The organism is Lentzea sp. NPDC055074, assembly GCF_053608005.1.
On the sequence record NZ_JBSGUQ010000003.1, the window covers coordinates 654,640 to 676,741 of the forward strand.

Here is a 22,102-nt window from a genome sequence, read left to right on the forward strand (position 1 = left end):
TGATTCACGCCGGAGTCGATGCTCGAAGTCGAATTCGTCGAAGGTCCAGGTCGTCGTGTGTCGAATGGATCTACCGGGCCCAGCTGAAAATTCCTGCTGGTCACACTCGTGAACAACCGTGGCGCTGGGCTGGTCATATCCGTGAACAAACGCCCTTTGACGGAGGGGCGATGTGGGAGGGCCGGTGGTCGGTATTTGTTCCGAAAGAACCTGCGTGGATTCTCGGGTCCTCAGTGGATTCGTTTCGCCGCGCGGGCTTCCTTTCGAACGCGTTCGACACGCCTTGACCGCGACCGAGACCATCCTCCAGAGTGCGAAGCGCGCGTTCAGCCGCTCGGCGCAAGTGGTCTCCGGGTTCCGTGTCTCTGCTACGAATGAGGAGAGTGCTCATGGCCGAAACAGGCCATCACCCGCCCACCTCCGCTGCCCGCGCCCGCCGCCGCCGAGCGGTCGGCATCACCGCCGCCGTGGCCACCCTGCTCGGCGGCCTGGTCGCGGCCTTCAGCGCGGCGCCCGTGTCGGCGGCGACCGTCGACACCAGCGCTTGGTACGTCCTGGTGAACCGCAACAGCGGCAAGGCTCTGGACGTCTACAACCTCGCCACGAACGACGGCGCCCGCATCACCCAGTGGGCCCGCAACGACGGAAACCAGCAGCAGTGGCAGTTCGTCGACAGCGGCGGCGGCTACTACCGCCTGAAGTCACGTCTGTCGGGCAAGGTCCTCGACGTCTACAACTTCTCCACCGCGGACGGCGGCAACATCGTCCAGTGGGCCGACGGCAACGGCACGAACCAGCAGTTCCGCCTGGCCGACTCCGACGGGGGTCACGTCCGGCTGGTCAACCGCAACAGCAACAAGGCCGTCGAGGTCCAGGGCGGCTCGACGGCCGACGGGGCCAACGTCGTGCAGTACAGCGACTGGGGCGGCACCAACCAGCAGTGGCAGCTCGTCCGCGTCGGCGGGGGCACGGGCCCCACGACGACCACCACCACGACGCCGGGCGGCTCGTGCCAGCTGCCGTCCAGCTACCGCTGGTCCTCGACCGGGCCGCTGGCACAGCCGAGGCAGGGATGGGTGTCGCTCAAGGACTTCACCCACGTCATGTACAACGGCAAACACCTGGTCTACGCGACGACGCACGACACGGGGACGACCTGGGGCTCGATGAACTTCGGGACCTTCACGAACTGGTCGGACATGGGCTCGGCCAGTCAGAACGCGATGAGCACCGGCGCGGTCGCCCCGACGCTGTTCTACTTCGCGCCGAAGAACATCTGGGTGCTCACCTACCAGTGGGGCCCGACCACCTTCAGCTACCGCACCTCGAACGACCCCACGAACGCGAACGGGTGGTCGTCGCCGCAGACGCTGTTCACCGGGCGCATTCCCGACTCCGGCACCGGCGCCATCGACCAGACGCTCATCGGCGACGACACGAACATGTACCTGTTCTTCGCCGGTGACAACGGGAAGATCTACCGGGCGAGCATGCCCATCGGCAACTTCCCCGGCAGCTTCGGCTCGTCCTGGACGCAGATCATGAGCGACACGCAGGCGAACCTGTTCGAGGCCGTCGAGGTCTACAAGGTCCAGGGCCAGAACCAGTACCTCATGATCGTCGAGGCGATGGGCAGCGGCGGGCGGTTCTTCCGCTCGTTCACGTCCAGCAGCCTCAACGGTTCTTGGACTCCGCAGGCCGCCACCGAGAGCAACCCGTTCGCCGGCAGGGCGAACAGCGGGGCCACCTGGACCAACGACATCAGCCACGGAGACCTGATCCGCAGCAACCCCGACCAGACCAAGACCATCGACCCCTGCAACCTGCAGCTCCTGTACCAGGGACGCGACCCGAGCTCCGGTGGCGACTACGGCCGGCTGCCGTACCGCCCGGGTCTGCTGACGCTGCAACGCTGATCCGACGTGAAACGGCCGTGCCGCAGACCCGCTCGGGTCTGCGGCACGGCCTTCTTTCGCGGGATCAGCCGACGCGGCAGGAGACGCTGGGCCAGTTCCAGTTACCGCCGTGCTGGATGGTGAAGCCGAAGGTGTTGCCGTTGCCGTTGGGGCGAGCGGTCATCACGTTGGCGGAGTCCCAGCTGGCGCTGGTGTTCCAGGTGGCGATGATCCGCTGCGGCGAGCTGACGGTGACCGTGACGATCCAGTTGTCCGTGCCGGACACGGTGACGTTGCCGTTGAAGCGGTCGCTCCACTTCTCGCCCTCGGAGTACGTGGCCGTGCAGCCCCCGCCGCCGGGGTTGGACGTCGTCGTGGTGGTGGTCGGCGGGGTGGTGCCCGTGCCGTTGTTCAGGACGCTCAGCACCGAGTTGTAGGCGGCCTTCTTGTTGCCGCTGCCGTCGAACAGCAACGGCGTTCCGGACGCGCGCCACGAGTCGCTGTCGCGGATGCCCCACACGGTGATGCCGGTGCAGCGCGCGACCGAGAGGCAGGCCTGCGTGACCCCTTGGTACTGCTGGGCCTGCGAGCTGCCGGAGCCCTCGATGTCGAGCTCGGTGATCTGGACGTCCACGCCGAGAGCGGCGAAGTTCTGCAACGTCGTGTGGTAGTTGGACGGCACCGGGTTGCCGCTGTTGAAGTGGGCCTGGAAGCCGACGCAGTCGATCGGGACGCCGCGGGACTTGAAGTCCTGCACCATCCGGTACACGCCCTGGGTCTTGGCATGTGACCAGTTGTCGGTGTTGTAGTCGTTGTAGCAGAGCTTGGCGCCGGGGTCGGCTGCACGGGCCGCGCGGAAGGCGGCCTCGATCCAGTCGTTGCCGGTGCGCTGGAGGTTGGAGTCACGCCGGCCGCCGCTGCTGCCGTCCGCGAACGCCTCGTTCACCACGTCCCACGCGTAGATCTTGCCGCGGTAGTAGCTCGCGACCTGGGTGACGTGGTTGAGCATCGCGTTGCGCAGCGAGGAACCGGACATGTTCTGCATCCAGCCCGGCTGCTGCGAGTGCCACGCCAACGCGTGCCCGCGCACCCGCTTGCCCTGGTTGCGGGCCTGGTTCACGATCCTGTCCGCGTTGCCGTAGCTGAACTGGCCCTGGTTCGGCTCAGTCGCGTCCATCTTCATCTCGTTCTCGGCCGTGACCATGTCGAACTCGCGGTTCAGGATGCCCACGTAGGTCGAGTCGCCGAGCTTGTTCGCGGCGACGGCGGTGCCGAAGTAGCGGCCGCTTTGCTGGGCGGCGGCACCGAGGGTGGAGGCGGCGCCGCTGGCGGGTGCCGCGGCGAGCACCGCGGCACCGGCCGCGGCGACGACGAGAGCGGACACGAGTGAGACCCGTGCGACTGACTTCGGTGTCAGTGTCATGTAGGCGCTTTCTGGGAGAACCCGTGAGGACACGGGTGGGAATGGAACCGGTCGTTCGAACGGAGTGGATTGCGCCAAATCCACCCCGTTCGACTGGAAACACCGAGCAGTATCAGCAGAACCGGCCCGGCCGATCAACCCCTCGTTTCCGCGGCGGTCTCGCATCGGCGTTCACCTGCGTGAACGCCGATGATCGGATGTCAGGTCGTCGAACGTCCGTCGAATGCACAGGTGGGCGGCGTGGTCGCCAGCACCTGTTTCGAGGCGGTTTCGACGGCGGTGAAGCGGGTGCGCGGGTCCTAATTTGTGAAAGTTTCGAAACTCGACGTACCGACGAACGTGTGGACGTTCGAGATCTGTTCGTCAAGTCGCGAACCTCGCGAAGGTCGTCCGGAAACAAATAATATTAGGCATCTGGACGCATTTCGGGGAATCGAGCACTCTGTCTTTCCGTACGCACGGCGAGCCGCCCGCCTTCATTCGTGGGACAATCGAGGAGAATCGATGAGTCGTTGTGCTGTCACCATCAGGTTGGCGTCGACTGCAATTCTTGCCTCCGCTCTCGTCGTGAGCGCGCCCGTTGCGCTGGCCGCGCCCGACGCCGCCGCTCTCACCGCTCGGCTCGGCGCGGCGACCGCGGGCTCCTACCTCGACGAGTCCGGGCGACTCGTCGTCACCGTGACCGACGAGGCCGCGGCCGTGGCCGCGCGTGCGGCCGGCGCACGGGTTCAGGTGGTCGAGCGCAGTGCCGCCGTGCTCGAGGCCGGCGTCGCGGTGCTGGAACGCACGGCGAAGATCCCCGGCACGGCCTGGGGCACGGACCCCGTCACGAACCAGGTGGTGGTGTCCGCCGACGCCACGGTGACCGGTGCGGCGCTCGACCAGGTGAGGTCCGTGGTGGCGGGTCTCGGTTCCACCGCACGGCTGGAGCAGGTCGCGGGCTCGTTCCGCACCACCATCGCGGGCGGTGACGCGATCCTCGGCGGCGGCGTGCGCTGCTCGCTCGGCTTCAACGTGAAGACGCCCGGCACCAGCACCGCGTACCTGCTGACGGCCGGTCACTGCGGCAACGCCACGTCCACCTGGAGCACCTCGGCCGGCCAGGTCATCGCGTCCAGGACGGGAACCAGCTTCCCGGGCAACGACTACGCGTTGTTCCGCTACACCAGCGGCATCAGCAGGCCCGGCGAGGTCAACCTCTACAACGGCACCCGTCGCGGCATCGACAACGCGGGTGACCCCGTCGTCGGGCAGACGGTCGGCCGCAGCGGCAGCACCACCGGGTTCCACCGGGGCAAGGTCACGGGCCTGAACGTCACGGTGAACTACGTGGACGGCACGACCGTCACCGGCATGATCGCGACGACCGTGTGCGTGCAGGGCGGGGACAGCGGAGGGCCGTTGTTCGCCGACAACACCGCGCTGGGCCTCACGTCCGGCGGAAGCGGCGACTGCACCAGCGGCGGGCGGTCGTTCTACCAGCCGGTGACCGAGGCGCTCCGGGCCTACGGGGTGACCGTCTACTGATCGTCTTCTACGTCCACAAGGGAGAGTGGGGTGCCCGCAGCCGTCGAACGGCGTGGGCACCCCGTCTCGCTTGGCTCTGATAATTCGTATTACAGCCTTGTTTCATCGCATGTCGGCCTCTACGGTCCGAAATCGCGGAGTCCTCAACGCGAAGGAGCGTCCCATGGCACCGAATCGTCGTCAGCTGCTGATCGGCACCGCGAGCGCGGCCCTGCTGGCGGCGAGTGCCGGAGGAACCGCCGGCGCGGCGCCCGCCGGGTTCCCGGACTACCGGTACCGCAGGCTCGCGCTGGTGAAGAGCAAGCTCCGCTACAACCCCACCAACGAACTGATCTTCCCGACCATCCGGGGCACGAAGAACCGCATCTCCGGCGCGCTGGCCGCGTACTACCTCTACTACGCGCCGCACGACGCCCCCGGCGGGATCTGCCTGGCGTACGCGAACTCGCTGGAGGAGGAGTTCACCGAGTACGCCGGAAACCCGATCATCACGAGGAACTGGCCCGGTGAGTACAGCGTGTCGCACGTGTCCTCGCCGCACGCCATGTGGAACGACGACGCCAAGCGCATGTACCTGTACTTCCACGGCGAGAACACCGTGACCCGCCTGGCCAGCTCCGCCGACGGCATCCACTTCTCCTACGAGAAGGAGGTCCTGTCCACCCGCCTGCTGCCCGCGGGGACGACCGAGACCTCCTACGCCAGGGTGTTCCGGCACGACCTGCCGTCGCGAGGCGCCCGGTACGTGATGGTGTTCATGATCAACAACGCGAGCAACCGGCGGGACATCGGCTGGGGCTGGTCGGCCAACGCCCGCGACTGGTCGTTCGCGCAGACCCCGCTCGTGCGGCACCAGGACGTCGGCGCGGTCAACGTCGGCGGGCCGCACCTGTTGTTCCGCAACAACAGCGTCTACGTCGTCTACAACACCGACATCGGCAGCGGCGGCAACATCCTCATCACCGAGGTGGGCCTCGACTTCAGCAAGCGCAACCACCTCGGCGTCTTCCACGACTCGCTGGCGGGCTCGCCGGACAACGGCAGGGCCGCCGCGCCGTCGTTCGGCACCTACCAGGGCCGCGAGTACATGATCTACGAGGCGGGGGACCGGCTGGCCGGCAACATCGCCATCGCACGGGCGGTCTGACCTACCGGTCGCCGCGCGCCGCCCGCGCCAGTGCCTTCTCGGCGAGCCTCGTCTCGATGTGCCGCAACGTGGTGATCATGCCGTCGATCTCGTCCTCGTCGGACACGACGCCGTCGAGCAGGTCGCTCCAGATGCCGTGCAGCCGCTGGAGGTTCGCCTGCGCGCGGGCGGTGGGGTAGAGGCGGACGCGGCGGGCGTCCTCCTGGTCCGCCTCGCGGTGGACCAGGCCCTTGCTCTCGAGGCCTCGCAGGGCGCGGCTGAAGTTGCTGGAGATCTGCTGGGTGGCGTCGGCGGCGGCGCGGGCCGAGGTGCCGGGGTTGCGGTCGATGTAGCGCATCACGGCGATGTCCAGCGCTGACCACCGGTCCTCGGTCAGGCCCTCCTTGGCGGCGTGGATCTGGCGGCCGACCGCTGCGATGAGGTCGGCGAGCTCGAACAACCGGGTCTTTTGGTCCTCGTCCACGCGACCATGTTACTTTTCCTGTCGATTGATAGCTATCAGTTGATAGGAGATGTGGTGAACGCGCCGTCCCGCAGCGCCATCCCCGTGCCGCTCCTGCTCGTGCTCGCCCTGCTGGCGAGCGTCGCGCCGTTCGGCATCGACCTCTACCTGCCCGCGTTCCCGCGCATGGCCGCCGAGCTCGAGACGAGCGACACGGCCGTACAGCTCACGCTCACGATGTTCCTGCTCGGCCTCGCCGCGGGGCAGCTGGTCTTCGGCCCGATCTCGGACCGGTGGGGTAGGCGCGGGCCGTTGCTCGCGGGTTCGGCGGTGGTCGTGGCGGCCAGCGTGCTCGCGGCCGTCGCGCCCACCATCGAGGTCCTGCTCGCCGCCCGTCTCGTCCAGGGGCTGACCGCGGCGGCCGGCATGGTCATCGGCCGCGCGGTCATCGCGGACCTCGCCACCGGACGTGGCGCCGCGCGGGCGTTCAGCCTCATGATGATCGTGACCGGGGTGGCTCCGGTGGTGGCGCCGCTGCTGGGCAGCCTGATGGTCGACGGGATCGGGTGGCGGGGCGTGCTGTTCGTCCTCGCGGGTCTCGCCGTGGCCATGCTCGCCGGTTCGGCCGTGGTCGTGCGGGAGACCCACCCGCGGCATCTGCGCGGCACCGCGAAGACGGGTGGGTTCCGGGCACTCGGCCGGCGCGCCTACCTCACCGCCACGGCGACGTTCGTCTTCTCGTTCGCCGTCCTGATGGCGTACATCTCGGCCTCGCCGTTCCTGTACCAGGTCGTCATCGGGATGGGCCCGGTCAGCTACGGCGTGCTGTTCGCGCTCAACGCGCTCGGGCTGATCACGAGCAGCGCGACCGCGTCACGGCTGCTGCGCCGCAGCCACCCGCGCCGGGTCCTCGCCATCGGCACGAGCTGGCTGCTCGGCGCCGCCGTGGTCCTGCTGGTCCTCGCGCTCCTGCCGATCAGCGCCGCCTGGCTGATGGTGCCGATCTTCTTCGCGGTGGCGTCGCTCGGCTTCGTCCTGGGCCCGGCCACCGCACTCGCGCTCGACGCGGTACCGGGCGCCGCGGGCACGGGCTCGGCGGTGCTGGGCGCGGCGCAGTTCGGGCTCGGCGCGGCGGTCTCGCCGCTCGTGAGCATCGGCAGCGCCCACTCCGCGCTGCCGATGGCGATCCTCATCGCAGTACTCGCCGCCATCGCGGTCTGCGCCTCCCGTCTGCTCGCCGTGCCGGACGTTCCCGCCGCGGAACCCGTCGACGCGCTCGCGGGTGCGAACTGAAGGAGAGCGCGACGCTGATCGGAATCGAAGAGCACCGGGTCCTGCCGGAACTGGCGGCCGCGGTGGCAGCTCGGTGAGGAGCGACCGAATGTCAGCCTGTGGTGTTCGCTTTCCGTCGGTGAAGCACCGGGCTTGGGTGATCACCGCGCCGTCGAGCAGGCCACGTCGCGCGAAGAGTTCGACAACGCGGTGCGTGCTCTCATCGCACAGCGCCAACAGCAACACGACGCGGTCGACTGGTTCCCCACCGAGTGCGGCAGGGACGGCTCGTGCGGCGGCGGTGACCGGTGCGGACGTGGTCGTCGGCGACGACGTCGAGGTGCCGCAAGGAGGCGGCGCGATCCCGCGCCACCGCCCTTGGCCGTGCCCGCTCATTCCGGTCGGTGAACGAGTTCACGTCGCTGAAACCAACGCGACGCAACTGCTGACCTAGTGTCGGGTCATCCTCGACGAGATTGATCCATTCATCGGAACGGCTGCCACCTCACTGCCTGCGGCGCAGGGACTGGCGGCCACCTGGTGGTGGCCGAAAGCGCAGGTCGGCAACACCCACCCCGGCGCGACGTCGCCGCTGGGCATGGTGTCCGCCTGCGCCTACTCCGGTGCCTATCCGACCGGGTACGGCCTCTACGCGAAGAACACCGAGGGTCAGCCGGAGGACCTGTTCGAGCGGTTGCAGGCGTCCGGTTTCACGCACTTCCAGCAGTCCGGCACCGGTGCGATCCGCAAGTACTACAACTACGTGCGGGTGACCCCGATGGTGCAGCCGTTGGACGTCCTCGGTGAGGCATGGCCGCTGCACGACGAGACCGCTGAGGCCGGGTACTACGCGGCCACACTCGACACGGGCATTCGGTGCGAGGTCACCGTCGGTGCCAAGGTCGCCGTCCACCGGTACGCCTTCCCCGAACATCGCAGCGCACGGGTCGTCGTCGACCTGTCGTGCGGAGGCTTGGCCATCGACCTCGGTCGCACAGTGCCGTTGCGGGCGCACGTGGAAAGCCTCGGCAACGGCCGCGCCCAGGGAACCGTGGTGGTGGAGGGCGTGCCGCTGTCGGTGTACATCAGGGTCGACAGCCCGGGCTGGCGGCAGATGCTCTGGCACGACCGCCGGCTGATCGAAGGCGGCACACGGCTCGACTTCGACCGCATCAGGCAGACCACGTCGCGCCCGTTCGGGATGCTCTACATGGGTCCCACCACCGCCGGGCAGAGCGTCGAGATCCAGATCGGGTTCTCCCTGCGCGGCTGTGACCAGGCCAGGGAGAACCTGCACCGCGAATGCGGTGAGGGAGCGCCGGCCTTCGACGTGGTCAGGGCGCACACCAGGCAACGGTGGCACGACCACGTGGGTCGGGTGGAGGTCGAGGGCGGGTCGCCCGCCCGGCGGCAGGTGTTCGCGACGGCCCTGTACCACTCGCTGATCAAGCCGTGCTTCGCCGACGACGAGAGCCCGTTCTGGCCGTCCTCCGGACCCTTCGCGTTCGACATCTGCACGATGTGGGACATCTACAAGACCCAGCTGCCGCTGCTCATGGCCCTCTGCCCGGACCGGGCGGTCGATCTTCTGGAGTCGCTGATCCGGGTGTGCGAGGAGGAAGGCAACTTCCCCGTCGGCTACCGGATGGCGCGTGGCGCGGACCGGTTCTTCCGGCAGGCGAGCGCGTTGGTCCACACCGCGCTGGCCGACGTGCACGCCCTCGATCTCGGCGACCTGGACTGGACCTGGGCACTGGTGCACATGCACGACGACCTGCGCCGGATGTACGGCGAGGACTTCTACGAGCACGGCGTGGTACACCCGATCTCGCACACGCTCGACCTCGCCTACGCCTGCCACTGCACCGCCGGTGTCGCCCGGTCCTTGAACGACGTCCAGCTCGCCGACGACCTCGACGAGCGAAGCCGCCTGTGGTCCAACGCGTTCGACCCGGACACCGGTCTGCTGCTCGACTCGTCGTTCTACGAAGGCGGCAAGTGGAACTACTCGTTCCGGCTGCTGCACGACATGGCCGCGAGAATCGCGATGGTCGGTGGGAACGAAGCCTTCGTCAGCACACTCGACGCGTTCTTCGGCTACGGCGCCCCGCGTGTGACGCAGCCCGGCAGGCGGCCCGACCCGGCGGAGATGGCGGCCGGGTACCTGCTGAACCGGTTCGAGGGGCTGAACAACGAGCCGGACATGGAAGCGCCGTGGTCCTACCACTACGCGGCTCGGCCGGACCGCACGGCCGAGATCGTGCACGCGGCGCTGACCTGGCAGTTCGGCACCGGCCGGGGCGGCCTGCCGGGCAACGACGACTCGGGCGGGCTGAGCTCCTGGTACGTGTGGGCCTCGCTCGGCCTGTTCCCGGTCGCCGGGCAGAACCTGTTCCTCGTCAACGCGCCCGCCTTCAGCCGCGCCACCCTGCACCTCGGGGACCGCGACTTCGTCATCGAGACCCGCGGACACCGCGAGACGTCCATCAGTTCCGACGGGTTGGAGGAGCACCCTCCGCCGCAGTACGTGCAGTCCGCACGACTGGACGGCAAACCACTGGATGCCGCACACCTGCGCGCGTCCGACATCCACGCCGGTGGCCGACTGCTCCTCGAACTCGGGCCTCAACCCTCGGAGTGGGGACGCAAGATCCTGCCGCCATCCGTGTCAGACCCGTTCGGAAAGGGGGCTCGAACGTGAGCACGCCACGCCGCCGTCTCGTCATCGTGGTCCGGGCCGACCCGGTCATCTGCGGTCACTCCGGAGAAGCCCGCAACCTGGCCGAGGTCGCCCTCACCCGCGGCTTCGACGACGTCCGGCTGCTGACGTGGCCGATCCCCGTGCTGCAGGCCGCGGGTCTGCCGCTCAAGCCGCTGGACCGGATCCTGCCCTACAGCGAGGGCATCACCGTGGAGCGGCCCGAGCCGGTCGGCGACTACCGGGTACCCGACGGCCGCCATCTCGCCGGGCTGACAGGACGCCTGGTCGAACTGCTCGCCGAACCGGTCCCCACCACCTGCGTGTCGATGTACCTCGCTCCCCACGACGCCGTGGTCCGCGACGCCGTCGACGCGGCCCGCGCGGCCGGCTACGCCCCTGACGTCCACACCATCGCAAAGGCGGTCGGCTCGGACGTCACCAACGTGATCCGCTCGTGCCTGCGCGAGGAGCGGTTCGGGGCGGCCGTGGTCCTGTTCACCCGGTTCCTCGCCAACGACCAGGTGATCGCGGTGTCGGACTACACCAGGCGAGAGATCATTGCCTGTGCGGAGGCCGTCGACGCGCACTGCGGGACCCGGTTCGCCCGGCAGTGCGATCGGCGGATATCGGTCAGCTACCCGCCGATCGACACCTCGGCCTACCTCGACCTGGATCCGGCGCGCGTGGACGCGGCCCTGGTGCGACGCGGCCTGGAACGTGACGGGTACGTGCTGTTCCTCTCCCGGTTGACACGGGCCAAAGGCATCTACGACCTGGTGGACGCGTTCGCCCAGAGCCAGGCACGGTCGCGGCTGAAACTCGTGATCGCCGGCAACGGCCCCGAACTGGAGCACCTCCAGACGATCACCCGGCGCGACGACCGGATCCTCTTCCTCACCGACGTCGAGGACGAGGAGAAGCCGCTGCTGATGAACGGCTGCGCCGTGTACGTCCTGCCGACCAAGCCCGAACCGGACTTCGTCGAGACCTTCGGCATCGCGCTGACCGAGAAGATGCTCGCCGGTGGCGGGCCGGTGATCACGACCACCACCGGCGGCGTCGGCGAAGCGGTGGGCGAGACGGCCATCCTCGTCGAGGCGGGGAACACCGCCCACATCGCCGCCGCGCTCGATTGGGTGGTGCTGGACATGACAGCCGAGGAACGGGAGCTCATGGCGGACCGAGCACGCGAACACGCCCTGTCCTTCGACCGTGTCCGAGTGTTCGACAACCTCTTCACCACATCCGACACAGGTGTCGCACTGACGGCCTGACCCGAGCGTCCCCAGCAGGCCCGACGACGTACGCCGCGAGTGGCGTCGACGAGCGCAGGCTCGCCGAGGTCGTCCGGCTGTCGAGCCTGGCCGACGGCACGCCCGAAGGCCGCAGCATCATCGAGCTCTGCGCGCAGAAGTACGGCCTGTCGGCGGCGCCCCTTCGATGCCCCTCGGGCTCCGATCCACCGCTCTGCGGATCAGTTCGCAACGGAATACGCGGTTCCGCCTCCCGCAGGCGAAGCTGACTCGCTAGAACGCGATCGGGGCGAACCGCGCACAGCGGCTCGCCCCGACGTTCGTGCGGTTATGAGGGATCCATGCCGCCGTCCCCGCCCCGGCCTGCGGGTTCGGACTCGTCGGGGCCCCGATGCGGGCCTCCGGTGTTCTCGTCGGCGACGGTGGGACGCGTGTGCTCACCGCCTATGTCCGCGTCCTCCAGCTCGCTCTCCGCAGTCACGCGGTCAGGTTCGGGCGTCGTCATCGCCATTCCTCCTGCCACCCGTGGTGGGTGTTGAACGCACCGGCGAGCAGACGCAACGTGGCCTCGTCGGTCGTTTGCTCGACCTCGGTCCGCAGCAGCGCGACCTTCTCCGGGAACGGCACCAGTTCCCGTTCCCGCGGTGCCTGGATCGGACCGGGCAGCAGGAGCAGTCCTGCGCCGTCGTCCGAGCGCGTGATGCGCAGCTCGCCCCGGCCTTCCGCCTCGTCGAGCAAGGGCAACTTCTCGTCAGCAAGACGTCTTTCGTCCTCGTCGAGCCGGTCGAGGACGAACTTCCGCAGTTCCTCGGTCTTCATGACCCACGGGTATCCGCTCCGTCCGCGGCTATGCCTCGGCAGCCGTTCTCCAGGAAGGACTCTTCGATGCGGAGTCGGGTCCGGGACCGGTTCGGTCCAGGCAGCAGCCTGATGGCCCCGCACCGCGTCGCGATGCGGGGCCATCAGGTCGAGATGTCCGTGCGGCTCACAGGTCGTGCGTTGTCCGCGTGGTCCCAGGAAATTGGATTCCACTGCATTCGCCGGAAAGGGTGAGCGGTCGGCCGGACGTTCTCGTGTCGAACGTGTTCACACATCACCTGCCTTCCGGTGCGGAGGAGAACGTTGCCGCGCCAGTACGCCGCCCGGGAAGTAGTCGGTGGCGTGCGGACGTGGCACGGTGCTGTGCCGCGCCGGCGGTACCGATCGGCGCGGCGATGGGGAGGGCAGCGGCTCTCCCCAGTTCGCTTCGATGATCGCGTCGAACTCCGCGCTGAGCAGGTCCGCGTCTGCGCAGACCAGTGCGAGGAACTCGTCGTCCACAGTGCGCGTGGCCACGATCGCCCCGCTGGCTAGGCGTCGATCTGCTTGACGTCCTGCTCGGTGCCCGCGATGGCGATCCTGCGTGGCTTTGCCTTCTCCAGCACCGGGATGCGCAGGGTCAGCACACCCGCGTCGTACGCGGCCTGGATGCGTTCGGTGTCGAGGGTCTCGCCCAGGAACAGCTGGCGGGAGAACACGCCCAGCGGTCGTTCAGCGACTTGCATCTCGACGTCGTCGCTGGTGATGTTCGGCCGTCGTTCCGCCTTCACGGTCAGCACGTTGCGCTCGACGTCGAGCTCGATCGCGTCCGCCGTCACGCCAGGCAGGTCGAACGACACCACGAACTCGTCACCCGTGCGGTAGGCGTCCATCGGCATCGCCGTCGGCCGTGACCACGTTCCCGGCCCGTTGAACACCTGCTGCGCCAACCGGTCCAGCTCCCGGAACGGATCAGTGCGCATCAACATCCGCCACCTCCTCGAAGTTCTGTCCTGCTGTCAACGCGCTCCTCTGTTGTAGCATGTCGTCGGAACGATGACAAGTCCAAAAGTCGTCGGAAGGATGACATTGTGTCGGCGGATGATCATCAGGCGTTGCGCGCGGCTGCGAACGGCGTGGAGAACCTGGACGCGGACCAGGTGCTGGCCGCCCTGATGCTCCTGCGCCGCCTGCGCTCCGAGCTGGCGGACTGGGAACCCCAGCTGATCGCCGCCGCTCGTGAACTGGGCACCAGCTGGGCCGACCTCGCTCCGGCACTGGGAGTGGCGAGCCGTCAGGCCGCTGAACGCCGCTATCTGCGCCTGCGTCCGTCCGACCTGGTCGGCGCGACCGGTGAACAACGCGTGCAGGCGGAACGCGACCGCCGAGCAGGCGACCGCGCCGTCTCGTCGTGGGCTCAGGACAACGTCATCACGCTTCGCACCCTGGCCGGCTCGGTCGGAGAAGTGGACGACACGGTCCGGGCGGCACTGTCCGATGACGACGCGGCGGGACTGCTGGGTCCACTCACTGACGCGCAGGACAGGATCCGCTCCAAGCATCCCGCGCTGGCCGACCGCATCGCCGCCGTCAACGACCAGATCGACCAGGTACGCCGTGACACCCAGAGTCGCCGCGACGAGGTCAACTAGCGCGACCCGTGATCACCAGGCCAAGCCGTGAATCGGCGACCGCAACGGAGCACGAGCAGGCCGTGGCAGGGCTTGCCGCTGACGTCCTCGATCACTGAGGCGGTGATGGCGTCCAGCGTGCGCTCTGGGGCGGGCTGTGCGGTAGGGCGCAGCGTGAACGACTGCGAGCGCGGCTTCGACTAGGGCTGACCGCAGCACATCACACCGCGCGGCTGAACCATTCGTGCTCGAGCGGGATGGGCAGTCATGGCACGGGAGTGCGTCGCGGATTTCGGTGATGCGCCAGTCCTTGCGCGCTGAAGACCTTGGTGGACTGTCCCGCAGTCCGATACGGAACGAACGCCCGGAAGCTGTCGCCGGGGACGGATCACTGTGACCGCATCACTCGGAAGTAGAGGACGTTCCCAGTCCGGTACTGCTGACATCGTGGTTGTCGTCGCTGGCTTTCCAGTCAAACAACCAGTACCCGAAGAGTGCCGTCGGAACAGGCCGCACTCTTCCGAAGGCCGCCAGGAGGAACCTCGTGCACACCCGCCCGCTCGGCCGGACCGGAATCCAGGTCAGCCATTTCGCTCTGGGCACCATGATGTTCGGTCCGTACGGCAACCCCGATGCCGACGATTGCGCGCGCATCGTCCACCGCGCCCTCGACGGCGGCATCAACGTCATCGACACCGCTGATGTCTACGGCGGTGGCGAGTCGGAGAAGATCCTCGGCAAGGCCCTGCGGGGCCGCCGCGATGACGTCGTCCTGGCCACGAAGTTCAACGGCCCGATGGGGGCTGATCCCAATCAGCGCGGCAGTTCGCGTCGGTGGATCGTGTCGGCGGTCGAGGGGTCTCTGCGTCGCCTGGGGGTCGACCACATCGACCTCTATCAAGCGCACCATCCCGAACCCGGTACCGATGTCGAGGAAACCCTTGGCGCCTTGACCGATCTGCTGCGCGCGGGCAAGGTGCGCGCGATCGGCCACTCGAACATGCCGGCGTCGGACATCGTCGCAGCGCAGTGGGTTGCGGAACGGCAAGGACTGGCCCGGTACCGGACCGAACAGCCGCACTACTCGATTCTCAACCGCGGAATCGAACGCGAGGTCCTGCCGGTCTGCGAGCGATACGGGCTGGGCGTGCTGGTGTGGAGCCCGTTGGCGATGGGGCTACTGGCAGGGCGCCTTCGCAGGGGCAGTGCGGAAACGGTGTCGAGCGGCCGCCTGCACTGGGCGGGCAGGCACATGACCGACGAACGCAAGCTCGACGCCGTCGAAGCGCTCGCGGAACTCGCCGACCAGGCCGGTGTGCCGTTGCCCCACCTCGCGCTGGCCTTCGTGACCACCCACCCGTCGGTCTCGTCGGCGATCATCGGTCCGCGCACGTCTGCTCAACTCGACGACCTGCTCGCCGGTGCCGGCACGATCCTCGACGACGACCTCCTCGACAGCATCGACGAAGTAGTCACGCCGGGAACCGATGTCGGGCCGATCGACGTGGCCTACACCCCACCCGCGCTCACGCAGCCGGAACTTCGACGACGCACCACCTGACCCTCGCGACCGCACCACCCCTGCGGCGGTGTCACGAATTTGTGCAGGGCAGAGGGAAGCAACCCCCTGATAACCCGTCTTGTCCGGTAGTGCCCCGGACATCACCTAAAAGGACAGAGCCGTGTTCGGAGACCAGTCTGACCCTGCGAAAGTCAGGCACGTCTCACCAGCGCGAGGGTGATCAGTCCGAAGCCTTGTCCCTTCGGTGGGCCGAGTCCGTGGGTGAGGCTGTGCCGCAACTGGTCCGGGCCGGCGATGTGGAGGAGGAGGCCTTCGAACACGGGTCGAGCTCCTCGAGCGCCGTAGCCGTGAGGGCGTCCAGCACATCAGACCTGTCGCACGACAGTGCTTCGGTCCGTGGTGTGGCCCGCGTCCCAGGGGCGGATCTTCATTCGGATCGTTTCTGAGTCGATTTCGCCGGGTACTGCTGTTCCAGAGCGGCCGCGCGTCTTCGATGCGCCCGCCCCATCTGAATACGTCTCAACGCAGGGGAGAGCTCAGGCATGAGCACGATCACCAAGTCCGTGGACGTCGAGTCCGACGTCACCAGCGTCTACAACCAGTGGACCCAGTTCGCCGAGTTCCCGCGGTTCATGGAAGGCGTGGAGCGGATCGTGCAGCTGGACGACACCCACACCCACTGGACCGTCAGCATCGCCGGCGTGACCCGTGAGTTCGAAGCCACCATCACCGAACAGCATCCCGACGAGCGCGTGGCTTGGCGCTCCGACAGCGGGCCGGAACACGCCGGGGTCGTGACGGTGCATCGCCTGAACGACCACGAGACCCGCGTGACAGTGCAGATGGACGTCGACCCGGAAGGATTCGTGGAGAACGTCGCCGACAAGCTCGGCATCCTCGACCGCCGGGTCCAGGGCGACCTCGATCGCTTCAAGACATTCATCGAGAACCGCAACGGCGCCGAGACCGGCGCGTGGCGGGAGGACGTGAGTCGTCCCGGTCAGAGCGGTTCGGGCTCTGACGCGCTGTGACCTGCCGGATGTGGCCGATCCAGGAGTGAAGTTCGGTTGCAGGCGGCCGAAAAGGTCAAGGACGCCTTCAGGGTGACCCGCAGAACCAGAGGAGATGCGTGCGTCGTTCGATGCGCGCATCTCCCTACGTGCGGCAAGTCAGCAGAGGACTGGGCCTGCGCGGCGACAGCTTCTCAATCGATTCGCTGCCCCAGTTCAGTGCTTGTCTGGCAATCGAGGGCCGTTGGGACGTGGCGCTTCTCTGGAGACCGTGTGGTTGTGCCGATCGGTCGCCTGGGACGGCGGTGATCGGGCAGTGCGGGCCAGAGCGCGTTCTTTGAGCTCGAGGTCGTCGTGGACGTGGATCTGCTTGGTGACAACACTTTCGTGGCCGAGTCAGAGGACGATGACAGTGATGTCGACGCCTGCGTGGGGGAGTCGCATGGCGGTCGAGTGCCGCAGCACGTGCGGAGTGATCTTCTTGCCCACCATCGAGTGGGCTCGAGGCCGGTCGCAGGGCGAGTCGAACTTCCTGGCGTTGGTTGTGCTGCTGCCGTGGTTCCGAAACCTGCGACCAGCCGCAATCGCGCGAGAGACCCATAGTGGCCTCGAATCCGCCGCCCGGCACGGACGCAAGCGGCTGCTTCCGCGTCGCCACTTGGCCGGGAATCGCTCGGCGACTACTGCGGTTCGGACACACCTTCGAGCACTGCGAGGTCGCGCACCGCGTAACGGTGGTGCTCGGCTTCTTCCTTCAGCACTACCTTGAGGCAGCGGCGCACGACGTACTCCTGGTCGGGATACATGTCCGCCGGCTTGCGACCGCACGCCCGGTCGAGCTCGGTCGCAGTGAGCCCGTCGACGACACGCCGCATCGCGGCCATGCGGGCGAGCCGCGGCGCGAGCACCTCGTCGAGCGTCGGGACGGCGTCCAGGGTGAGGCCGAGCCTCGCCGCAGCGTCGGGTGGTGTCCCCCCGGCGGGCAAGCCCAACGGATGGTAGGGCGCTTCCTCCTCGAGCACGGCATTGCCGAGCCAGGCATCGCAGGCGAACAGCAGATGCCGTTGTGTCTCGACCAGCGACCACTCGCCGTCGACCTGCTCGTGCAATGTGGCCTCGGGCAACAGCCTCGCCCGGTCGAGCGTCGCGTTCCACAGGGTCTCGATGGCGTCCCAAGCGGCCCGGTAGTCCTCCGGGGACACCGCATTCCGCGCCAGCGTCCGCGCGGGGTGCCGGCGGTCGAGCTCAGCCTCGACGTAGGCGGTCACGTCGACGTCGTTGACGACGAGGCGCTCGAAGAAGCCACCGAGGTAGACGTCGCTGCCGTAGCTGTCGACGATCTTCAGATTGTCCACCTCGCAATCGCGGATCTCCAGGCCCGCGAGATTGGACAGGTGGATACGAGCACCGCGGAATTGGTCGCTCTGAACGTATTCGGAAACCATCGACGCAGTCTGGCTCATCCGTCCTGTCCGCGCCACGTTCGGCAACGGCCCTTAGCGTCGACTCGATGCGCGGCGCAGGACGGCACATCGAGACGAGGTCCTGAACCACATCTCCTCGGTGCACAGCAAGAAAGTCAACTCCCGTGTCCCGGCGGTGCCCGGTCAACGGCGAACAGGCTGCCCGATTGGACCGAGACGCCGATGACCATGGCTCTGCGGCCGTGCACTGGTTTCTCCGCCTGGGTCAACGCCAGATCCAGACAGGAGAAAAGTTCATGACGTGGTCTCGTGCGCGGTTGGAGATCTCTGGGCCGCTGGCGCCGTACGCGGCGGGTTTCACCGAGTGGTTGGGGCACAACGGTTATGCGCCGACGACAGTGCGGACACACCAGCGTCGCATGATCCGCCTGAACCGGCGGATGCAGACAGCAGGAACCGACTCCGCCGAGTTCGGCCCGGCAACCGTGGCGGCGTTCATCTCGGCTCAGGGTGCAGTGGGGCGGTTCTTGGACTGGAAGGCCGGATCGTGGGCGGCGCTTCTGCGGTATCCGCGGTCGTTCGGTGTGTCGTTGGCCGAGCCGCGCATCCAGCAGCGCGAACTCGACCACGCCACGGCTGCTCTGCAGATCGCGATCGACTGCGTTGAGACAACCTCGGGCAACGCGTCCGCGTTGTTCGGACTCTGACGGTCAGTTCTGCGAGCGGAGGTTCTGCGCCAGCGTCCAGAAGACCTCGAAGTTGGGGATGTCGCCGATCGCGTAGCTCCCCGGCTTGCGCCTCGTCGCGGTGAGCACCAGCTGACCCGCGTTGGTCGTCAGGTCCTCGATCTCGTCCCACGCGACGAGCCCGCCGGGCGTGGTGATCCCGGAGCCCGACAGGGCCAGCGGTCCGAAGCCGACGGTGCGGTCCGCGTTGATCGCCTCCACGGCCAGGGGCAGTCGCCGGTCGAAGACTTCCTTCATCAGCAACGGACCCAGCTTCAGGACCTCGGTGGCGGGTACCTTGTCCGGCTGTTCGACGCCCCGGAAGACGACCAGTTCGCCGTCCGGCAGCACGAGCCTGTAGGCGTGGACGGTGAAGATGTGCTGGTAGTTGACGTAGTTGTCCGTGACGATCTGGTGGACGGCCTCGACCTCGTCCCAGGTGAACGCGCGGGCGGGCACCCCGTCCTGCGCGGGTAGCGCGAAACCCTCGCCGTACAGGTAGACGCGCTCGCGGTCCTCGTTGCCGCTCTTGTCGTTCCGGTTCATGTAGTACGTGTTCGCGGCGAAACCCACGATCGTCAGCACGACGCCCACTCCGATGGCCAGACCGATGCTCTCGCTGATCCACCAGGTGAGCCCGCCGAGGACCAGCGGCGCGAGCAGCGCGGCGAAGACGGGCACGGCCTCGCGTAGCTCGTTGGCCTTCTCCTTCGCGGCCTCCTCCTCGGTACCGACCCGATGAGGCACCCGGAGCGCGGCCTTGGCCTGACCGAGCCCCCTGTTGGCGGCCGCGATCGTCACCTCCGGCGGGATCGCGTGGTCACCCAAGAACTGAATCGACATCCGTGCTCCCCGCCACCGCGATCTGTTGTGGCTCGATGGAACCACGAGCCGCGGGCGTGCCGTGGCGGTTCGGATGATCTAGTGGCGGAGCGATTCGGAGAACTGATGGGTCCGTTCTGCCGGTCTACTCTCGCGGTGTGTCGAGTACGCCGGTGAGGTTGTTGCGGTTGCTGTCGTTGCTGTCCACCCGGCCGGCCTGGACGAACCGCGAGCTGGCCGAACGCATGGCGGTGGACGAACGCACGGTGCGGCGTGACGTCGCCCGGTTGCGGGACCTCGGCTACGGGATCGAGTCCGACCCCGGGCCGTGGGGCGGTTACCGGATGGGGCCGGGCACGGCGGTGCCCCCGTTGGGCCTGGACGACGACGAAGCCCTGGCGGTGGCGGTCTCGTTGCGGGAGACGGCGCTGCGCGGGGTGCTGGGCAGCGACCAGGCCGCGCTGTCGGCGTTGGCGAAACTCCAGCGGATGCTGCCGCGCAGGGTGGCCGATCGGCTCACCGCGTTCGCCGACTCCGTCGTGCACACCGCTCAGGGGCCCGGCGACCCGGTGTCGTTCGAGGTGCTGCTGAAGCTCGCCGACGCCTGCCGGCACGGGCACCGGCTGCGGATGGGGTACCGCGACAGCGCGGGTCGTCTCACCGATCGCGCCGTCGATCCCCACCGGCTCGTGCGGACCCGCCACCGCTGGTACCTGGTCGCGCTGGACGTCGGCCGCGGGCAGTGGCGCACCTTCCGGGCGGACCGCGTGGTGGAGGCGCGGCCGACCGGGCAGCCGGTCCGGATCGAGACCCCTCCGGACGCCGCGCGCCTGGTCGCCCACATGCTGACCAGCGACTACCCGGTCTACGCGACCGCGGTGCTGGCTGTACCGCTCGAAGAGGCACAACGCCTCGTGCCGCCGGGGTCGGGCACGCACGAGAGCGTCGGCCCGGAGACCACACGCGTCACCCTCGGTGGCACCTCGCTGGACGAGCTCGCCACCCGCCTGATCGCGCTGGCCGTGCCGTTGTCCTCGGTCGAGCCGGACGACCTGCGTGCCGTGCTGCGGGACCGCCTCCGGTCGCAGCTCGACGCCCTCACGCCCTGACCAGGACAGGTTCTGACCGGGTCAGTTCCTAGGATGAGCCGCATGCCCTCCGCCGACGAACTCCTCGGACGTTCCGCCGTCACCAGCCTCGTCCAGGCGATCCAGCTCGCCGCCCCGGACGCCGACCTCCGCGCGTTGCGGGCGGCGCCGAAGCAGATCGCCCCGTTGCCGCTGCGGGAACGCGCCGACCTGCTGAGGGACGCCCTGCTGGCCGACCTGCCCGGTGGGTACGCCGTGCTGGCCCGGACCGTCCGCACCGCCCGTGACCACGCGCCGCAGTTCACCGGCTGGCTGATCTGGCCCGTCACCAGCGCGCTGGCCACCCTCGCCGTCCAGGAGGACACCGACGCGTTCGACGACGCGATGGCGTTGCTCGCCGACCTCACCAGGCGGCTCACCGCCGAGTTCGCCATCAGGACTCTGCTGCGGCACGACCTCGACCGCGCCCTCGGCGTCATCGGCGGCTGGACCGGGTCCGCCGACGAGCACGTCCGCAGGCTGGCCTCCGAGGGCACGCGCCCCTACCTGCCCTGGGCGGTGCGGGTACCGGAGATCCTGGCCCGCCCCGGTGTCACGGTGTCCATTCTGGACTCGCTGTACCGCGACGAGAGCGACTACGTGCGCCGCTCGGTCGCCAACCACCTCAACGACCTCAGCCGCGACCACGCCGGGCTCGTCGTCGAGACGGCGCGCCGCTGGCTGGAGAACGGGGACGCGAACACCGAACGCCTTGTCCGCCACGGGTTGCGCACGCTGGTGAAGCGCGGCGACCGCGACGCGCTCGCGTTGCTGGGGTTCGCGCCCGTGACGGTGGAGGTCGACGGACCCCGCCTGGAGCAGGACGTCGTCCCGTTCGGCGGCAGCGTCCGGTTCACCGCCTCGATCCACAACGCCGGTGACGCCGAGGCGGCGCTCACGATCGACTACGTCGTGCACCACCGCAAGGCCAACGGCGGACAGACCGGCAAGACCTTCAAGCTCACGACCCGGACGCTCGCCCCGGGCGAACGGGTCCAGGTGACGCGGGAGCACTCGTTCCGGCCGATCACGACCCGCCGCTACCACCCCGGCGGGCACGCGATCTCGTTGCAGGTCAACGGAGTGGAGACGGACCGCGCGGAGTTCGAGCTGGCCGCCGAGGACTAGGCGCTGTCCTGCAAGTTCGTTCGGTGACAGGCGCGGGCGAGAGACCCGGAGGCGGTGCCGCCGCGACGCCCTCATACCGGGCGTATTCGCGCGTTGCGGCGGTGCCGCCTCCGGGTCCCTCGGCCGCCACTGTCGCCCAACGAGACTTGCAGGACAGCGCCTAGGTGTGATGTCCGGGGAGGTTGGTCAGCCGGGTGATGGGTGGTTGGCCTCCGAGGGCGGAGTGGGCTCGGTGGTGATTGTAGAAATGCAGCC

Annotated in this window: 21 protein-coding genes; 12 read left to right on the plus strand and 9 right to left on the minus strand. The window is 68.3% G+C overall.

Going from position 1 to position 22,102, the window contains the following annotated elements:
- The first annotated feature begins 389 nt into the window (after positions 1–389).
- Positions 390–1,916 (plus strand): non-reducing end alpha-L-arabinofuranosidase family hydrolase, encoded by a 1,527-nt coding sequence (locus ACWF7A_RS10230; RefSeq protein ID WP_452250124.1) that lies wholly within the window; start codon positions 390–392, stop codon positions 1,914–1,916.
- 64 nt (positions 1,917–1,980) lie between these two features.
- Here the strand turns inward: ACWF7A_RS10230 and ACWF7A_RS10235 are convergent, their stop codons facing one another.
- Positions 1,981–3,318 (minus strand): endo-1,4-beta-xylanase, encoded by a 1,338-nt coding sequence (locus ACWF7A_RS10235; RefSeq protein WP_452250125.1) that lies wholly within the window; start codon positions 3,316–3,318, stop codon positions 1,981–1,983.
- A 567-nt stretch (positions 3,319–3,885) separates the two neighbouring features.
- On the opposite strand from ACWF7A_RS10235, the gene ACWF7A_RS10240 reads away from it, so the two are divergent.
- The gene (locus tag ACWF7A_RS10240; RefSeq protein ID WP_452250126.1) at positions 3,886–4,845 is read left to right on the plus strand and encodes a S1 family peptidase; all 960 of its coding nucleotides are present in this window, start codon (positions 3,886–3,888) and stop codon (positions 4,843–4,845) included.
- A gap of 163 nt (positions 4,846–5,008) precedes the next feature.
- On the plus strand, positions 5,009–5,992 hold the full coding sequence (locus tag ACWF7A_RS10245; protein ID WP_452250127.1) for a hypothetical protein: 984 nt from the start codon (positions 5,009–5,011) through the stop codon (positions 5,990–5,992).
- Between the two features lies 1 nt (position 5,993).
- On the opposite strand, the gene ACWF7A_RS10250 is transcribed toward ACWF7A_RS10245, so the two are convergent.
- Positions 5,994–6,455 (minus strand): MarR family winged helix-turn-helix transcriptional regulator, encoded by a 462-nt coding sequence (locus tag ACWF7A_RS10250; RefSeq protein WP_452250128.1) that lies wholly within the window; start codon positions 6,453–6,455, stop codon positions 5,994–5,996.
- A gap of 54 nt (positions 6,456–6,509) precedes the next feature.
- On the opposite strand from ACWF7A_RS10250, the gene ACWF7A_RS10255 reads away from it, so the two are divergent.
- From ACWF7A_RS10255 to ACWF7A_RS10265, 3 genes are all read left to right on the plus strand, one after another.
- On the plus strand, positions 6,510–7,727 hold the full coding sequence (locus ACWF7A_RS10255) for a multidrug effflux MFS transporter (RefSeq protein ID WP_452250129.1): 1,218 nt from the start codon (positions 6,510–6,512) through the stop codon (positions 7,725–7,727).
- 466 nt (positions 7,728–8,193) lie between these two features.
- A complete protein-coding gene (locus ACWF7A_RS10260; RefSeq protein WP_452250162.1) occupies positions 8,194–10,407 on the plus strand; it encodes a glycoside hydrolase domain-containing protein in 2,214 nt (737 codons plus the stop codon).
- Positions 10,404–11,681 (plus strand): glycosyltransferase, encoded by a 1,278-nt coding sequence (locus tag ACWF7A_RS10265; RefSeq protein WP_452250130.1) that lies wholly within the window; start codon positions 10,404–10,406, stop codon positions 11,679–11,681. Before ACWF7A_RS10260 ends, ACWF7A_RS10265 begins: the two co-directional genes overlap by 4 nt.
- 307 nt (positions 11,682–11,988) lie before the next feature.
- Here the strand turns inward: ACWF7A_RS10265 and ACWF7A_RS10270 are convergent, their stop codons facing one another.
- The 4 genes from ACWF7A_RS10270 to ACWF7A_RS10285 form a co-directional block, all read right to left on the minus strand.
- Entirely contained in the window at positions 11,989–12,141 is a 153-nt protein-coding gene (locus tag ACWF7A_RS10270; RefSeq protein WP_452250131.1) for a hypothetical protein, read from the minus strand.
- Positions 12,142–12,161: 20 nt separating this feature from the next.
- On the minus strand, positions 12,162–12,479 hold the full coding sequence (locus tag ACWF7A_RS10275) for a hypothetical protein (protein WP_452250132.1): 318 nt from the start codon (positions 12,477–12,479) through the stop codon (positions 12,162–12,164).
- A gap of 267 nt (positions 12,480–12,746) precedes the next feature.
- Complete coding sequence (locus ACWF7A_RS10280) at positions 12,747–12,995, minus strand: hypothetical protein (protein WP_452250133.1); 249 nt, start codon at positions 12,993–12,995, stop codon at positions 12,747–12,749.
- A 14-nt stretch (positions 12,996–13,009) separates the two neighbouring features.
- Positions 13,010–13,447 (minus strand): Hsp20/alpha crystallin family protein, encoded by a 438-nt coding sequence (locus ACWF7A_RS10285; RefSeq protein ID WP_452250134.1) that lies wholly within the window; start codon positions 13,445–13,447, stop codon positions 13,010–13,012.
- A 126-nt stretch (positions 13,448–13,573) separates the two neighbouring features.
- Here ACWF7A_RS10285 and ACWF7A_RS10290 point away from each other — a divergent pair, with 126 nt between their 5' ends.
- Complete coding sequence (locus ACWF7A_RS10290) at positions 13,574–14,110, plus strand: HSP18 transcriptional regulator (protein WP_452250135.1); 537 nt, start codon at positions 13,574–13,576, stop codon at positions 14,108–14,110.
- A 523-nt stretch (positions 14,111–14,633) separates the two neighbouring features.
- Entirely contained in the window at positions 14,634–15,650 is a 1,017-nt protein-coding gene (locus tag ACWF7A_RS10295; protein ID WP_452250136.1) for an aldo/keto reductase, read from the plus strand.
- 152 nt (positions 15,651–15,802) lie between these two features.
- On the opposite strand, the gene ACWF7A_RS10300 is transcribed toward ACWF7A_RS10295, so the two are convergent.
- A complete protein-coding gene (locus ACWF7A_RS10300) occupies positions 15,803–15,931 on the minus strand; it encodes a type I-E CRISPR-associated protein Cas6/Cse3/CasE (protein WP_452250137.1) in 129 nt (42 codons plus the stop codon).
- 222 nt (positions 15,932–16,153) lie between these two features.
- Here ACWF7A_RS10300 and ACWF7A_RS10305 point away from each other — a divergent pair, with 222 nt between their 5' ends.
- A complete protein-coding gene (locus tag ACWF7A_RS10305) occupies positions 16,154–16,642 on the plus strand; it encodes an SRPBCC family protein (RefSeq protein WP_452250138.1) in 489 nt (162 codons plus the stop codon).
- Between the two features lie 659 nt (positions 16,643–17,301).
- On the opposite strand, the gene ACWF7A_RS10310 is transcribed toward ACWF7A_RS10305, so the two are convergent.
- Positions 17,302–18,066, minus strand: a complete 765-nt coding sequence (locus ACWF7A_RS10310) for a DinB family protein (protein ID WP_452250139.1) — start codon at positions 18,064–18,066, stop codon at positions 17,302–17,304.
- Between the two features lie 185 nt (positions 18,067–18,251).
- On the opposite strand from ACWF7A_RS10310, the gene ACWF7A_RS10315 reads away from it, so the two are divergent.
- Positions 18,252–18,752 (plus strand): hypothetical protein, encoded by a 501-nt coding sequence (locus ACWF7A_RS10315; RefSeq protein WP_452250140.1) that lies wholly within the window; start codon positions 18,252–18,254, stop codon positions 18,750–18,752.
- A 3-nt stretch (positions 18,753–18,755) separates the two neighbouring features.
- On the opposite strand, the gene ACWF7A_RS10320 is transcribed toward ACWF7A_RS10315, so the two are convergent.
- Entirely contained in the window at positions 18,756–19,613 is an 858-nt protein-coding gene (locus tag ACWF7A_RS10320) for a DUF6585 family protein (protein ID WP_452250141.1), read from the minus strand.
- A 137-nt stretch (positions 19,614–19,750) separates the two neighbouring features.
- On the opposite strand from ACWF7A_RS10320, the gene ACWF7A_RS10325 reads away from it, so the two are divergent.
- Positions 19,751–20,701 (plus strand): helix-turn-helix transcriptional regulator, encoded by a 951-nt coding sequence (locus tag ACWF7A_RS10325; RefSeq protein WP_452250142.1) that lies wholly within the window; start codon positions 19,751–19,753, stop codon positions 20,699–20,701.
- A gap of 42 nt (positions 20,702–20,743) precedes the next feature.
- The gene (locus tag ACWF7A_RS10330; RefSeq protein ID WP_452250143.1) at positions 20,744–21,847 is read left to right on the plus strand and encodes a DNA alkylation repair protein; all 1,104 of its coding nucleotides are present in this window, start codon (positions 20,744–20,746) and stop codon (positions 21,845–21,847) included.
- Positions 21,848–22,102 lie beyond the last annotated feature (255 nt).

What these genes read in the sequence shown, in the direction of transcription:
- ACWF7A_RS10320 (WP_452250141.1), bottom strand. Translation starts at nt 19,613, where the DNA reads ATGTCGATTCAGTTCTTGGGTGACCACGCGATCCCGCCGGAGGTGACG.
- ACWF7A_RS10230 (WP_452250124.1), top strand. Translation starts at nt 390, where the DNA reads ATGGCCGAAACAGGCCATCACCCGCCCACCTCCGCTGCCCGCGCCCGC.
- ACWF7A_RS10330 (WP_452250143.1), top strand. Translation starts at nt 20,744, where the DNA reads ATGCCCTCCGCCGACGAACTCCTCGGACGTTCCGCCGTCACCAGCCTC.
- ACWF7A_RS10305 (WP_452250138.1), top strand. Translation starts at nt 16,154, where the DNA reads ATGAGCACGATCACCAAGTCCGTGGACGTCGAGTCCGACGTCACCAGC.
- ACWF7A_RS10235 (WP_452250125.1), bottom strand. Translation starts at nt 3,318, where the DNA reads ATGACACTGACACCGAAGTCAGTCGCACGGGTCTCACTCGTGTCCGCT.
- ACWF7A_RS10245 (WP_452250127.1), top strand. Translation starts at nt 5,009, where the DNA reads ATGGCACCGAATCGTCGTCAGCTGCTGATCGGCACCGCGAGCGCGGCC.
- ACWF7A_RS10275 (WP_452250132.1), bottom strand. Translation starts at nt 12,479, where the DNA reads ATGAAGACCGAGGAACTGCGGAAGTTCGTCCTCGACCGGCTCGACGAG.
- ACWF7A_RS10310 (WP_452250139.1), bottom strand. Translation starts at nt 18,066, where the DNA reads ATGGTTTCCGAATACGTTCAGAGCGACCAATTCCGCGGTGCTCGTATC.
- ACWF7A_RS10285 (WP_452250134.1), bottom strand. Translation starts at nt 13,447, where the DNA reads ATGTTGATGCGCACTGATCCGTTCCGGGAGCTGGACCGGTTGGCGCAG.